This is a genomic window from Mergibacter septicus, assembly GCF_003265225.1.
Lineage (GTDB): Bacteria > Pseudomonadota > Gammaproteobacteria > Enterobacterales > Pasteurellaceae > Mergibacter > Mergibacter septicus.
Genome location: NZ_CP022013.1, coordinates 1,250,685 through 1,265,758 on the forward strand (window position 1 = coordinate 1,250,685; position 15,074 = coordinate 1,265,758).

The 15,074-nt window shown below is 35.5% G+C and carries 13 protein-coding genes; 8 read left to right on the forward strand and 5 right to left on the reverse strand.

All coding sequences use genetic code 11. The features are described from left to right. Both CEP47_RS05865 and ydiJ read right to left on the reverse strand, forming a co-directional pair. Entirely contained in the window at positions 1 to 501 is a 501-nt protein-coding gene (locus CEP47_RS05865; RefSeq protein WP_261920511.1) for a hotdog fold thioesterase, read from the reverse strand. Continuing rightward, the gene (ydiJ, locus tag CEP47_RS05870) at positions 498 to 3,605 is read right to left on the reverse strand and encodes a D-2-hydroxyglutarate dehydrogenase YdiJ (protein ID WP_261920510.1); all 3,108 of its coding nucleotides are present in this window, start codon (positions 3,603 to 3,605) and stop codon (positions 498 to 500) included. The genes CEP47_RS05865 and ydiJ overlap by 4 nt, the downstream gene beginning before the upstream one ends. A gap of 294 nt (positions 3,606 to 3,899) precedes the next feature. Here ydiJ and ompA point away from each other — a divergent pair, with 294 nt between their 5' ends. The 3 genes from ompA to CEP47_RS05885 all read left to right on the forward strand — a co-directional run bounded on the left by ompA (position 3,900) and on the right by CEP47_RS05885 (position 6,524). Then, positions 3,900 to 4,895: a porin OmpA gene (gene ompA, locus CEP47_RS05875; RefSeq protein WP_261920509.1), complete on the forward strand. Its 996-nt coding sequence runs from the start codon at positions 3,900 to 3,902 to the stop codon at positions 4,893 to 4,895. 188 nt (positions 4,896 to 5,083) lie between these two features. After that, positions 5,084 to 6,037, forward strand: a complete 954-nt coding sequence (locus tag CEP47_RS05880) for an NADP-dependent oxidoreductase (RefSeq protein WP_261920508.1) — start codon at positions 5,084 to 5,086, stop codon at positions 6,035 to 6,037. Positions 6,038 to 6,047: 10 nt separating this feature from the next. After that, entirely contained in the window at positions 6,048 to 6,524 is a 477-nt protein-coding gene (locus CEP47_RS05885) for a YqaA family protein (RefSeq protein ID WP_261920507.1), read from the forward strand. A 36-nt stretch (positions 6,525 to 6,560) separates the two neighbouring features. Here CEP47_RS05885 and CEP47_RS05890 read toward each other — a convergent pair whose 3' ends face one another. Next, entirely contained in the window at positions 6,561 to 7,124 is a 564-nt protein-coding gene (locus tag CEP47_RS05890) for an NAD(P)H nitroreductase (RefSeq protein ID WP_261920506.1), read from the reverse strand. A 308-nt stretch (positions 7,125 to 7,432) separates the two neighbouring features. Between CEP47_RS05890 and sppA the strand changes: the two genes are divergently transcribed. The 4 genes from sppA to luxS all read left to right on the forward strand — a co-directional run bounded on the left by sppA (position 7,433) and on the right by luxS (position 12,495). Next, positions 7,433 to 9,313, forward strand: coding sequence for a signal peptide peptidase SppA (gene sppA, locus CEP47_RS05895; protein ID WP_261920505.1), 1,881 nt, complete (start codon positions 7,433 to 7,435; stop codon positions 9,311 to 9,313). Between the two features lie 84 nt (positions 9,314 to 9,397). After that, positions 9,398 to 10,432 carry an outer membrane-stress sensor serine endopeptidase DegS gene (degS, locus tag CEP47_RS05900; RefSeq protein ID WP_261920504.1) on the forward strand — a complete coding sequence of 345 codons (1,035 nt, stop codon included), beginning with the start codon at positions 9,398 to 9,400 and terminating at the stop codon, positions 10,430 to 10,432. 26 nt (positions 10,433 to 10,458) lie between these two features. After that, positions 10,459 to 11,820: an anti-phage deoxyguanosine triphosphatase gene (locus tag CEP47_RS05905; protein WP_261920503.1), complete on the forward strand. Its 1,362-nt coding sequence runs from the start codon at positions 10,459 to 10,461 to the stop codon at positions 11,818 to 11,820. A gap of 168 nt (positions 11,821 to 11,988) precedes the next feature. Further along, positions 11,989 to 12,495, forward strand: a complete 507-nt coding sequence (luxS, locus tag CEP47_RS05910) for an S-ribosylhomocysteine lyase (RefSeq protein ID WP_261920502.1) — start codon at positions 11,989 to 11,991, stop codon at positions 12,493 to 12,495. Between the two features lie 50 nt (positions 12,496 to 12,545). Here the strand turns inward: luxS and CEP47_RS05915 are convergent, their stop codons facing one another. Together CEP47_RS05915 and CEP47_RS05920 are read right to left on the reverse strand one after the other, a co-directional pair. After that, a complete protein-coding gene (locus CEP47_RS05915; protein WP_261920501.1) occupies positions 12,546 to 13,193 on the reverse strand; it encodes a HEPN domain-containing protein in 648 nt (215 codons plus the stop codon). A gap of 356 nt (positions 13,194 to 13,549) precedes the next feature. Then, the gene (locus tag CEP47_RS05920) at positions 13,550 to 14,464 is read right to left on the reverse strand and encodes a helix-turn-helix transcriptional regulator (protein ID WP_261920500.1); all 915 of its coding nucleotides are present in this window, start codon (positions 14,462 to 14,464) and stop codon (positions 13,550 to 13,552) included. 215 nt (positions 14,465 to 14,679) lie between these two features. On the opposite strand from CEP47_RS05920, the gene CEP47_RS05925 reads away from it, so the two are divergent. Further along, positions 14,680 to 15,024: a helix-turn-helix domain-containing protein gene (locus CEP47_RS05925; RefSeq protein WP_261920499.1), complete on the forward strand. Its 345-nt coding sequence runs from the start codon at positions 14,680 to 14,682 to the stop codon at positions 15,022 to 15,024. The last annotated feature ends 50 nt before the right edge of the window (positions 15,025 to 15,074 follow it).

A 15,074-nucleotide genomic window follows, 5' to 3' on the forward strand; every position in this document is an offset into this window, starting at 1 on the left:
TCAATTACTTGTATTCTTTATTCGTTTTTGAGCATGACGATTAATTACCGCTAACGTCATTCTCACTCGACAACATAATTCTCTTTCTCCAGATTGTAACTTACCACCAAGGGGATTTCCCTGACTAAAAATATCAACCTGCCAAACCTGTAAACTTTTCCCCAATCGCAATGGTTCTGCTCTTGCAATTACTTTTACCTGCTGTTCTACATTCCCTTTTTTTACCGCTCGTAAATGACTAGCATTCAACTCAACACCGACAACACTTAAATTATCATCTAGCGTACAAAAACCTGCAAGCGAAGCAACAGTTTCCGCTAATGCTGCTGAAATACCACCATGTAAAAAACCCAGTGGTTGACAAGTACGCTGATCTACTGGCATTTCAGCCTCTAACCAGTTATCGCCTTTTGCGGTAAAACGAATACCTAAATGGCTAATTGCACTATTCTCACAAAGTTGATTAAGTTGTTCTAATTGATGTGTTTTTTTCCAAATCATAATTTCATCACCTCTAATAATGCCTGTACAGGGTGTTTAAGCAGTTGCTTTTCCATACGTTTTACTTGGCTACGGCAAGAATACCCCGTAGCTAAACAAGCAGATAATGTTTTATCCTTTAATTTTTCCGCCCACGATAATTGATAGATCTGTTTCGACATCTCAACTTTATCTCGTTCATGTCCAAACGTACCCGCCATACCGCAACACCCTACTTTCTCAATCTGTAAATTTTGTCCAAACAAAGTAAATATTTGCTGCCATAGTTGTGCACTATTTGGCAATAAAGTGCTTTCTGTACAATGTGAAAATAAATACCAATTTGTTGGTGTTGTAGCTAAATTCTCTGGTGGTCTGCTATGAATTAATTCTGTCACAAGATCTTTCACTTGTGGCTGTTGAACTACATCAATTAACCATTCTTGAGCCGTTAATACCTTAAAATTCCCTCTTTTATCAGCAAGAATCTGCTGATATTCATCACGATAAGACAACACTATTGCTGGTTCAATCCCAACCATTGGTACACCCGTTCTCGCTACTCGATTTAACATTTCTGCCTGCTGACTGGCAGTTTTCGCAAAACGACTTAAAAAACCTTTAATATGTTGTGCTTTTCCATTTGGTTTAAAAGGTAAAACAATGGGCTGAAAACCTAATTTTTTCACCAAACGAACAAAATCAGCTACCACTTTCGCCTCATAAAAAGAGGTGAAAGGATCTTGGACGACAAAGATAAGTTTTTGTCGTTTTACTAATAACATTTGTTCAACTTGTTCTAATGTTAGCCCTTGATAGCCAATTTCAACTAATTGTTGCTGTAATGATGGCGATGATAGCTGTGGTAAGTCAACTAAACCTAATGTGTGGTAAGCTAATTTCTCACTCCAACGGTTTGTGCTAAAAAAATTAAAAAATCTTGGTGCTTTTGCCATTAAAGGGGCTGCATATTCAACATTGGCGATAACATAATCTTTAATAGGGCGTAAATAACGGCGGTGATAAAGGGCTAAAAATTCAGCCCTAAATTTAGGAACATCAATCTTGATCGGACATTGTCCAGCACAAGCTTTACAAGCTAGGCAACTGTCCATTGCTGCTTTTACTTCGTGCGAAAAATCATAGGTTCGTTTCTGATTGAAAGAATAATAAAATTTCTTTAATAAATGGGTTAATTTAATCTCATCAGAACGAAAATCTAATTGTTCAGGTGTAATACCTTGTTGTGCTAATAAACGTAACCATTCCCGAATTAAAGCGGCTCGCCCTTTTGGTGAAAATAGGCGATTACCACTGACTTTCATTGAAGGACACATCGTACTATGTACATCAAAGTTAAAACAAAGCCCATTTCCATTACAATTCATTGCCCCCTTAAAAGCTTGGCGAATTGAGATTGGAATTTGTCGATCATAATCTGCTCGCATTGGAGATAAAATCGAATACAGAGGTTCAATTTTAGTCTGGGTTGTCTGTAACGGCGTACATATTTTTCCGGGATTTAAACGATTTTCGGGATCAAACAACCCTTTAATCTGACGTAAGGCTAACCATAATTTTTCACCAAAAAATTGCTCGGCATAACCACTTCGCATACCTTTACCATGCTCACCCCACAATAATCCCCCATATTTTTGTGTTAATGCGGTTATTTGATCTGATAACGCCTTAAATAACTTTACTTGTTCAACATCACAGAGATCTAATGCAGGTCTAACGTGTAATACGCCAGCATCAACATGCCCAAACATTCCATACTGTAACTGGTGTTGATCCAGTAACGCCCTAAATTCTGTAATATAATCAGCTAAATATTCAGGTGGAACACAAGTATCTTCAACAAAAGGAATCGGTTTCGCATTGCCTTTTGTATTACCAAGTAAACCAACGGCTTTTTTCCGCATCGTATAAATTCGTTCTAAAGAATCAAGATCACAACATACTTGATAACCAATAATCCCCTCTTGTTGCTTTGCCATTTTTTGCTCTAGCTGCTGGCAAAGAGAATTTACTTGCGGTTTAACTTTCCTCGCCTCCCCAGCATATTCGACAATATTTAAGCCTAAAATCGGATTGCCATCTGTTTCAGTTAATAATTCACTGACTGAATGCCAAATAATATCTTGTTTCGCTAATTCTAAGACGGTGGAATCAATTGTTTCTACAGATAACGCTTTGGCAGCTAACATAAAAGGTGCATTACGCAACGCCGCATCAAAAGAGTTATATTTAATATTAATTAACATTCTACATTCTGGGATCGGTAAAAGATTCAGTTTTGCTTCAGCGATCAACGCTAAAGATCCTTCTGACCCCGTTAAGATCCGACTTAAATTAAATTTACTCTTATCCGCATTAAAAACGTGCTTTAAATCATATCCTGTAATAAAACGGTTTAACTGGGGTAATTGTGCGATTAATTCACTATTTTGTTGGCAAATGTTACTCACCGCTTGCGATAAATAACGTGCGGTAGACGATAAATGGCTACTATCTAACTGTGCGACATCAATGCTTTCAGTATCAAGAATCTCACCATTGATTAAGACTGAACGTAATCCTAAAACATGATCTGAGGTCTTGCCATATTGTCGTGATCCCTGTCCTGAAGCATCGGTATTAATCATTCCTCCTATTGTTGCACGATTACTGGTCGATAATTCAGGTGCAAAAAAAAGCCCATAAGGTTTCAAAGATTGATTGAGTTGATCTTTTACCACTCCTGCCTGTACTCTTACCCAACGTTCTTTAATATTTAATTCTAAAATTTGGGTAAAATAGCGAGAAAGATCAATAATCAAGGTTTTATTAAGGCTTTGACCATTTGTTCCAGTACCGCCACCCCTTGGCGTAAACTGCAATGCTCTAAATTTCTCCCGCTGTGCTAACCTAGTAATACGCACTAGATCTGCAATATCTTTGGGAAATAAAATTGCCTGTGGTAACTGCTGATAAACACTATTATCTGTAGCTAAAGATAAACGTTCTACATAAGAAGCAGCAATATCTCCTGCAAACTGCTGTTCTTTTAATGCCATTAAATAATCCTGAACGATAAAATCTAAACGACATTCAGAATGTTGATCAAGACGGGGAATAATCATCACTAATTTGCCTATCCATACCCTGTATGGTTTGAAATATTATATTCAATTATGCTAACACAATTTCACCAAGCTTTCTGCTTTACATCATCATAAAATGTATCGCCCTAATACACTTTTTTATGAATAAAAGAACGGCACTTTAAAAAGTACTCTTGATTTTACCGATTTTCCTATGGATAATATCTAACACTGATGAGTGTTTTTTACTCATCTTTTTTGAGTAAGGAAATGCTTTAAACTAATAATTAAAGTTAGTTCTTATATTTCTATTATTAGAGAGGATTCTCAATTATGAAAAAAACAGCTATCGCATTAGCAATCGCAGGTTTTGCGATTGCATCTATCTCTCAAGCCGCTCCACAAGCAAATACTTTCTATGCTGGAGCTAAAGCAGGTTGGTCTTCTGCTCATCACGGCGTTGGCCATGTAAAAAATTTAGGTTTTGATACTCACCGTAATTCTGCCGCTGGTGGTATCTTTGGTGGTTATCAAATCAACGACTACTTTGCAACTGAATTAAGTGTTGAAGAATTTGGTCGTTTCAAAGCTGATAAAGCATCTCAAAAAGCAACTCTAAATGCTTATGGTACAACTTTAAGTCTTAAAGCAAGCTACCCAGTATTAAAAGATTTAGATGTTTATGCTCGTGTTGGTGCAGCTTTAATTCGTTCAGACTATAAAGTAGATCAAGTTAAAACTCACAAAACTAAAGTATCTCCTGTATTCGCTGGTGGTGTTGAATATGCTATCACTCCAGCACTTGCTGTACGTGCTGAATATCAATGGGCGAATAAAGTTGGTAAATACACTTACAACGATAAAAAATTCTCACCAGATATCGCTACTGCAAGTTTAGGTGTTTCTTACCGTTTCGGTCAAGTAACTCAAGCACCAGTAGTAAACCAAGTTTACTCTTTCAATGATGATGTTCTTTTTGCTTTCGGTAAAGCAACCTTACGTCCGGGTGCAGAAAAAACTTTAGATGAAGTACAACAAAAAATCGCTAACGAAGTAAGTGAAATTTCAGCTATCAATGTTGCTGGTTATACTGACCGTATCGGTTCTGAAGCATATAACTTAAAATTATCTCAACAACGTGCTGATAATGTTGCTCAATACTTAGTTTCTAAAGCTATCTCTCCAGAAGTTATCACTGCCGTAGGTTACGGTGAAGCAAATCCTGTAACTGGCAATAAATGTGATAATGTTAAAGGTCGTAAAGCATTAGTTGCTTGTTTAGCCCCAGATCGTCGTGTAGAGATCAACGTTACTGGTATCAGCAAATAATCTTGTTTAATTATTGATAAAATTAAACTGATTAAATAAATAAACTATAACTGTTTCCTTTCTTAGATTGGAAACAGTTTTTTTATAGGCTTCTTTCTCCCACTGATATAAAATTAATGAAAGACTATCTTTATTCTTAAAAATAGATTAAAAAATACTGAAAACGCTCTTGAATTAAAGGTATTTAAATGTTTACACCCTCTCAACACCGCAATCCAACCATACTTTTAAATAATTTCGGTAATTGTGATCAATTAGTTTATCAGCAGAATTTTCCATTCCCTTCTCCTTCAACCTCACAAGTTTTGATTGAAAATGCTTTTGCGGGAGTAAATCCTATTGATTATAAAACTCGTCAGGGACTGGGTTGGTTAGCACAACATTTAGCCCCACAACTTCCAGCCATTCTAGGGTTAGATTTTGCAGGAACAGTGGTACAAAGTATCCCAAACTCAACCATTAACATTGGCGATCGAGTATGTGGCTTAAACTTAAATGCAGGCTGTTATAGTCGCTATCTTAGTATTGAACCTCAATTCTTAGCTAAAATTCCTGAAAAAGTTACACTGGCTCAAGCAGCAGCGTTACCCACAGCAGGATTAACCGCCTATCAATTAATCCGCCAAGCAAACTTACAAGCGGGAGAAAAAGTCTTATTATCCGCACCTGCTGGTGGTGTTGGGCATTTATTACTACAATTACTAAAACAACAACAGGTTGAAGTTACGGTACTCTGCTCTGCTGAAAAAGCTGAATTTGCTTTAGCCTTAGGTGCAGATCACTGGTTAGATTATCACCACCCAGAAACCTTCCCAGATCTATTTGTCGATTTATTTATTGATCTCATTGGTGGAAATTATGGCGTAACTGCATTAAAACTAGTGAAAAATCAAGGTCGTGTTATCTGTGTTCCGACCATTCATGTTCCATTATTACAACAAGCAGGAGCAGAAAGAGGATTAAAAGTTGAACAAATCTTAGTTAGCCCAAATTCACAAGATCTAACCGCACTTCTTTCCCTCTTAGCTAAAGGAGAATTAAAACTGCATCTCTCGCACATTTTTCCATTGTCCGATGTAGCTAAAACCCACCACCTATTAGAAAGTGGCAGAACTATTGGTAAACTGGTCTTACAACTATAATGGCTTTTTTATGTGGCAAGAAGAGTGGCAAGTAATTTGGCTATGGTTAGAACAGCATAATCTCTGGTTAATGTTTTTGAGTGCCTTTTCTAGCTCAACAATATTACCGGGAAGCTCAGAAGTCGTGTTTAGCTCTTTGGCATTTCATTTATTTCAACAAATACCAGTTGATTATTTAGCAATACACTCTCTCTTTTGGATTGCGGTAATAGGTAATAGTTTAGGGAGTTTAACTACTTATTTACTTGGGCGTTTCTTTCCACAACCAACACGATTTTTACACCCTGATAGCCGCACAGAAAAAATTCTCATTTATACTCGACGCTATGGCAGCCCTATTTTATTCTTCAGTTGGCTACCTGTGATCGGTGATCTTTTGTGTGGTATAGCAGGTTGGTTACAACTGCGTTTCTTACCAACCATACTATTTATTACCCTCGGCAAAGCCGTGCGTTATGCTTTACTCTTGGCTGTCTTTTTTCATTAACATATATGACTTTTTTCAAATATCCTCTCGTCAAATTTAATGAAGATAACTCACGATATCACTGATCTCTGCTCCCTTATGTGAACGCTCATATTTTTCTTGTTTTTCCGCTGTACCAAGCATTAATAAAGCAATAATTTTTTCTTGTTGACTGCATTTTAAGGTGTAGCGTAAAGCTCTCCCTTCAACCCAATTACCAGTAATCCAAACATTTGCAAATCCCAACGCATTAGCTGCCAGTTGTAGAGAATAGGTCGCACAACCTGCCGAAAGCATTTGTTCCCATGTTGGTACTTTTTTTATTTCTGCATTTAATTTTGCTATAACTGCAATAAACATTGGTGCTCTTTGCGGAAGGCTTTCTGCTTTTTTCAAACGTTCTTCTCCTAAGCCAAATTCAATTACCGCATCTTTAAAACATTCTTCTAGTTTTTTTAAGCCATTCTTTTCAATCACAACAAAACGATAAGGTGTTAAACGCCCATGATCTGGGGCTTGTAATCCTGCTTGTAAAATAGTTTGCAGTTGTTCCCCTTGCGGTGCTGGATAGGTTAATTTTTTTTCAGAACGGCGATTAAGTAATAAATCAAGTGCATCCATAACATACCTTAATTAAAACAAAATAAACAATTTGGGTAAGAATAACATAATCAACCAATCAAAGGCAGAAATAGCATTCAACCTAATACAATTTTATGTTATTTTTAACCGTATTCAATCCAATAGGAGGAACAATGAAACTGATTTAAAGGCAGAAATAGCATTCAACCTAATACAATTTTATGTTATTTTTAACCGTATTCAATCCAATAGGAGGAACAATGAAACTGATTTAAAGGCAGAAATAGCATTCAACCTAATACAATTTTATGTTATTTTTAACCGTATTCAATCCAATAGGAGGAACAATGAAACTGATTTTTATTTTATGCAAAGGACTTTGGAATGTATTAAATTTTTGTCGCCGAGTGGTAATGAATATTATATTTCTATCCTGTGCATTCATTTTATTTGCTGTAACAGCAACCATCTGGGTACAAAATAAACCCGTTAAACCTTTAAATCAAAAAGTAGCATTACGCTTAAATTTAGATGGAATATTAGCCGATACCACAGAACAAGAAAGTTTAAGACAACTCTTACAATCATTAAACGGTCAAGATATTCCACAAAAGCTATCAACATTTGAAATTGAATATGCGATTTCTAAGGCAAAAGAGGATAAAAATATTACGGGATTAGTCGTTGATCTAAACCATTTTGTTGGTGGAGATATTCCTTCAATCAATTATATCGGCAAAGCTATTCAAGACTTCAAAAAAAGTGGTAAACCTGTTATTGCCGTAGCAGATAGCTATGATCAAAAACAATACTTATTGGCTAGTTATGCCGATAAAATTTACCTCAATTCACAAGGAACAGTTGATATTACGGGATTAGGAACAAGTAATTTCTACTACAAATCTCTATTAGATAAGCTTGATGCAACCCCGCATATTTTTCGGGTAGGTACCTATAAATCAGCGGTAGAACCATTCTTGCGTGATGATATGTCTCCAGAGGCAAAAGCCAATCAAATGCAGTGGTTAGGTTCAATGTGGCATAACATACAACAGCAAATTGCCACAAACCGTCAAATAAAACCTGAACAAGTGTTACCTGCTCCACAAGAGTTACTGGCAGAAGTAAAACAGTTAGGTGGTAATCTCACGCAATATGCCCTTAACCATCACTTTGCTACCCAAGCCTTAACTCGTCTAGAAATTTCTCAAATTTTAAGAAAAGAATTTGGGGAAACCAAAGATTATAGTTATAAAGCGATTAATTGGTTGGATTATTTGGATCGCCTTCCACCGCCTTTTACTTTTATTGGCAAAACTGAAAATCAAGTCGCCATCGTCAATGTTGAAGGAACTATTATTGATGGTGAAAGCGATCAATATGGTGTTGGTGGTGATACAGTTGCCCGCCTTTTACGCCAAGCGTTAAATAATCACAGTATTAAAGCAGTGGTATTAAGAGTAAATAGCCCGGGTGGTAGTGCTTTTGCTTCTGAAATTATTCGTCAAGAAGTAAGTAATTTACAAGCCGCTGGAAAACCTGTCATTGTTTCAATGGGAGGATTAGCCGCTTCTGGAGGATATTGGATTTCATCTACGGCTGATTATATTGTTGCAGATCCGAATACCTTAACGGGTTCAATCGGGATCTTTGCAGCCTTTGTTACGTTAGAAAACAGCTTGAAAAAAATTGGTATCTATAGTGATGGCGTTGAAACTTCACCATTCAGACCTATTTCTCCTTTACAACAATTAAGCCCACAAAATGCAGATTTGATTCAACTATCAATCGAAAATGGCTATCAAAATTTCTTGTCAATTGTTGCTAAGGGAAGAAAAATGACTACCGCTGAAGTTGATCAAATCGCTCAAGGGAGAGTCTGGTTAGGGCAAGATGCGTTAAAGCATAAATTAGTAGATCAATTAGGTAATCTTGATACAGCTATCGAAATTGCACAGGAACGGATTAAAGCAACATTACCAGACAATCAAAAAGATAAAATCAGCGTTACTTGGTTACAAGAAAAAAATATCACTTTCTTAAATGCAATTTTAGCTGAATTACAAAGATCAAGCATAAATCTCCTTGGACAACAAGGCTTAAGCCTATTAGGGATCAAATTTAATAGCAGTACATATCAAACCTTACAGCAATTAAATCAATTAACTCGCTTTAACGATCCTAAAGGGCAGTATATTTATTGTTTAAATTGTGGTGTGGTGCAATAGCACGAAACAACGTTTTCGTAACAAAGAAAACAGCATATTCTGAAAGATATCGTGTGATAAAGTTATAGTGTAATAGGGGTCAAAATGTTAAAGAAATTATTCAAAGCCGTAATTGCTGGCTTAGCTTTAGCAATGTTAATTGTCTTGCTCTTGCCACAAGTACGTAGTGGTAATTTACTTAACCGTTTATTTACTCCGCAAATTGCTTCTTATCGTGATGCCGTACGCATTGCAGCTCCTGCGGTGGTGAATGTTTATAATCGTTCACTACAAAATCAAGGTAGCCAAGATCTTGAAATTAATAACCTTGGTTCAGGAGTTATTATGAGTTCAAATGGTTACATTTTAACGAATAAACACGTGATTCAAAATGCCGATCAGATTGTTGTAGCATTACAAAATGGTAATATCTATCTCGCCACCCTGATCGGCTCTGATACGGTTACTGATTTAGCGGTATTGAAAATTAATGCTGAAAAATTACCAACCATTCCACAAAATCCAACTCGCAAACCCCACGTTGGTGATATTGTCTTAGCAATAGGTAATCCATATAACCTAGGGCAAAGTGTTTCACAAGGGATTATTAGTGCAACAGGTAGAAGGGCATTAAGTGAAACTGGTCAGCAAGATTTTCTACAAACTGATGCTTCAATTAATCGTGGTAATTCAGGTGGTGCTTTAATTAATTCATTGGGCGAGTTAGTTGGCATTAATACACTCACTATTGGAAAAAGTAATAATGATATAGCTGAAGGGTTGGGCTTTGCGATTCCAATCACTTTAGCAGATAAAATTATGAAAAAAATTATTCAAGATGGACGAGTTATTCGTGGTTATTTTGGGATTGAAAGCCGTGTATTATCGAACAACGAAGAGAATAATGATCAACTCGGTATCTTAGTTACAGGGGTAAACCCAAACGGCCCTGCAGCTCAAGCAGGGATTTTACCTGATGATGTATTACTAAAATTTGGTAATGTTCCCGCCCATTCTCCCGCTCAAATTATGGGGCTTATTGCAGATACTAAACCGGGAACTATTAAACAAATTGAAGTTTTACGTCAAAATAAAAAATTTACGATCCCCGTTGAAATTGGCGAATACCCTATTAATTAGACCTAATTGATTAAAAGGAACTAGCAATGGTAGTAGAAAATCTAAAGCTTGATCCACAATGGACAGAACGCTATCAGCCAGATCAATCTCGAGAAAAAGACCATCGTTCCCCCTATCAACGAGATCGAGCGAGGATTTTACATTCTGCCGCTTTCCGTTGCTTACAGGCTAAAACTCAAATTCATGCTATTGGTGAAAACGATTTCTATCGCACTCGCCTAACACATTCTTTAGAGGTCGCCCAAATCGGCAGCAGCCTAAGAACACAACTTCGCTTACCTAGTTCTACCCAAACGCTTGCCCAACATTTTGATCTTAAAGCAGACAAATTATGTCAGCTTCTAAGCCCTATCCTCCCGCCAATTAGCTTAATTGAAAGCTTATGCCTTGCTCACGATATCGGGCATCCTCCATTCGGGCATGGTGGTGAAACAGCACTAAACTATATGATGGCTGAACACGGTGGTTTTGAGGGAAATGCTCAAACCTTTCGGATCTTAAGCCGACTTGAACCCTATACCCAAAATGCAGGAATGAATGTTGCACGCCGTACTTTACTTGGTATCGTTAAATACCCTACTTTACTCGAGCAAGCCTCGCCACAATACCAAGCATTAAATTTATCTCGTCATAGCGATCCCCGTTATATCAAAATGGATGATTGGCAACCGGGAAAAGGACTGTTTAAAGATGATGTAGAGATATTTGATTGGCTACTCCAACCACTTTCTGAACAAGAAAAAAGATTATTCTGTTCGACTAAAACAACACGAAAAACACCAGAAGAACGGCTAAAAACCCGTTATAAGTCATTAGATTGCAGTATTATGGAATTAGCCGATGATATTGCATACAGTGTCCACGATCTTGAAGATGCGATTGTGATTGGCGTAGTTACTCGCCAACAATGGCAAGAAGCCGAAGAAAAATTATTACAATGTCAGTGTGAATGGATTGTGAAAAATATTCAGCAACTTAGTGAAAATCTTTTTTCAAATCAACACTATAAACGAAAAAATGCTATCGGTGCATTAGTCAATTACTTTATCACCAATATTACGTGGAAATATCAACCTGAGTTTACCCAACCTCTACTTGCTTATAATGCTGAATTACCTCCTGCCGTGATTGAAGTATTACAAATCTTCAAAGATTTTGTTTTCAATTATGTTATCCGCCACGTTGATACGCAACGGATTGAATATAAAGGGCAACGAATTTTAACTGAAATGTTCCAAATTTTTGAAACGGATCCCGAAAGACTTCTCCCTACTAATACCGTCAACCGGTGGCGAAAAGCAAAAGATCAGCAGAAAAAGCGGATTATCTGTGATTATATCGCTGGTATGTCTGATGCCTACGCTCTGAGAGTGTATGGAAAACTCTAACTTAACAAAAAAAGGCACTTATAATTCGTTCACTTAAAGATTAACAAAGTAAGTTGCTTTTATACCATTCTAGTCAGTGGTATTATTTTCATATTTTCTGTTATTAAATACATCATAAAATACAGAAAATACCACCCAAAGATAGAATCACAACAAGAAGGAAAAAATATGCCATTACTCGACAGTTTCAAAGTAGATCACACCAAAATGCAAGCTCCTGCCGTACGAATTGCAAAAACGATGACCACTCCAAAAGGGGATATTATTAGCGTATTTGATTTACGTTTTTGCCAACCGAATAAAGAAATTCTTTCTCCGAAGGGTATTCACACACTAGAACATTTATTCGCTGGTTTTATGCGAGATCATCTCAATAGCAAAGATATTGAAATTATTGATATTTCACCAATGGGATGCCGTACTGGCTTTTATATGAGTTTAATCGGAACCCCAACAGAACAGCAAGTCGCTGAAGCTTGGTTAGCCTCAATGAAAGATGTTCTAAAGGTAGAAAATCAACAACAAATCCCAGAATTAAATGAATATCAATGCGGAAGCTACACTGAACATTCACTAGAAGATGCAAAACAAACGGCACAAAATGTGCTGGATAAAGGTATCGGAGTAAATTTCAATCATCAATTACAGTTAGATGAAGCCTTATTAGAATATTAATCACCCTAAAAAATAGGGGAATATTTCCCCTATTTTCATTACGCTATCTTTTAATCTTTTACCACTGGATAATGCGGTTCACCCCATAATTCTTCAGGATTATCCATCATAATATCAATAACTAATGGTACAAAATATTGCATTAAATTTATCGCATCACGAAGTTGATCACGATTGACTGAACCATTCCAAGTTGCCCCTCCGTGTACTATTTGATTGCGTAAGGTATAAAGACGTGAAAAAGTAATAGACAAGATCTTACAGGTCTCTTGATTTGCCAAAGCGATATTAATAACTCTTTTTTGAGCTAAGAATTTTTCTTTCCACTCCGTTTTCCCCTGCCGATAATCATTCCAAAATGGTTGATATACATAATGATTATCTAATAAAATCCGAATAGAATGTGAAAATTTTGCCCAAATGGCTTGATATAATCGCTTATCTTGATCTAACTGGCAAATTTTCTCTAAAAAAAGAGAAAAATGTTGAATTTCAGATAACTCTAAATCAGAAATTTCGTGAGCATAAGCTGCATTAAACGAAACCCATAAACAAACAAACTTTAAGTCTTTATCTTCACCTAACTCCTCAGCCCGTTTCAACCAACTTAATGCCCGATGAATACGCAAATTGAGATTATCAGAATGTTTTTCACGAATTAAACGGTGCTTTTCTTTTAAAGCGTTGTAGTATTGCATAAGATTTTCTCTCAGGTAGCGAATTAAAAATATTAATCAATATCAGCCCCAAGATCTTTGCAAATATTTTTGTTTATTTCAATAATTTCTATCGTTCAGATATAGGTATTCAAAAATAATTACCATAACACCACATTTAATAGCCTATAACTGGTGCAAAATTTTATACTATTAGCCTCTATTTAACTTTTCAAAAAATTAATATCCCTAAATTATTACTCTTACATTTTGTAACATTGATATTTCACGTTAAAAATACGACCAATGGTTAGTTTCAAGCCTGAAACTGAAAAATGATGTTTACAATTATGGCAAACAAGATATTTTCTTTATTATCTATATTCATTACCATGTAATTACCTTACTCTCTCATTTAAATAATCCCGTAACTCATATTCCATTTTTTCTTGCAATTCAGCTGGGCTGATAATAACTAAATGAGGGATCCAATAGCGTACAATTGGGACTATTTCTAATTCATTTATATTCTTGCAGAATAACAATAAATCCCCATTTTCGAGTTTATGAACCTTTTCTTGATTTGGTAATAATTTACGCCGTAAGAAATAAGGAGATACTTTTTTTGATACTTTAATAACAACTTCATTTAATTGATTACCAAAAGAAATACTATCACTTTGTCTAATATTTTCTAAAATTTCAGGCTTAGGAATAAAAGTATTATTTAATAGGCGTGGTAATGAGATTTGACTTAAGCAAAATGTTTTTTGTTTTCCTTGATCTAAACCAATTAAATACCAAATACCATTTTTATTGAGTAATGAATAAGGCTGAATTTGATAATCTTTTTTATTATTTTCATTTGCTTTTTGATAAGAAAAAAGTAATTCTCTTTTTTCATCAATCGCTTTTTTTACTTCGACAAAGATAGAGAGATATTGAGAACTATCTTCATAATAAAAACCTTTTACATGAATATTCTCAAGTAATTTTTCTTGATAAAACTCTTGATCTATTTTAGGTAATAAATCTTTAATTCCAGTAAAACGTGCAAAGCGTTGAATATCTTCTGTTGAAGGTAAGATTCGTTGTTTAGGGTCTAACTGATAGTAAATTGGACCAGCTTCTTGCCAAGGTAATGATACTAATCGCTCTTTTAAATCTCGTTTAATTGTTTTTTCTGACACAGAAAATTCGTCCATTAGAGCCTTTATATTTAAACGTTCTCCCGTAAACAGACGGCTTAATATAATAGCTAATCTACTCGCTAATTTTTCGTGCTTAGATATGTTATCAATCTCGTTTGGCATAATCGTTACCTGTATTCTTAAATTTAGATAAATTTTACTAACTTTAGTGGACAGGATATGTCCTGAAAAATTAATTTATTGATAAATTTAAGTGATTTATTAAAAGAATAACAAATACTCGATCCAAAATCTACTTAAAAAGCATATTCAATGCTTTTTAAGCACTTTTATTTATAGTCTGAATGTCTGATATTCCTCACCTGAGGTATAATTAGATGAAAGTAGAACAACAAATTACACAAACATTGGGGAAAACAATTGCTAGATATCGAAAACTAGCAGGTTTAACACAAGCTGAAGTAGCAGAACATTTAGGTATTGGCATTGATGCCGTTTCACGAATGGAACGTGGAAGTATCGTAATTAATGTTGTTCGATTGTTTGAATTAGCTACTCTGTTTAACTGCGATGTTGCCGATTTAGTGACGGAAAGTAGTCCAAGAATCACAGATCAACTTTTATATCTTAATAAACTTATAAAGGCGCTACCGCTTAACGATCGAAATGAATTGATTTTTCTCATTAAACAATTAATTGAATGGAAAAATAATCATCATTAGTACTATACTTATCTATTTATCAATACGTTAATTCTATTAAAATTTCTTTT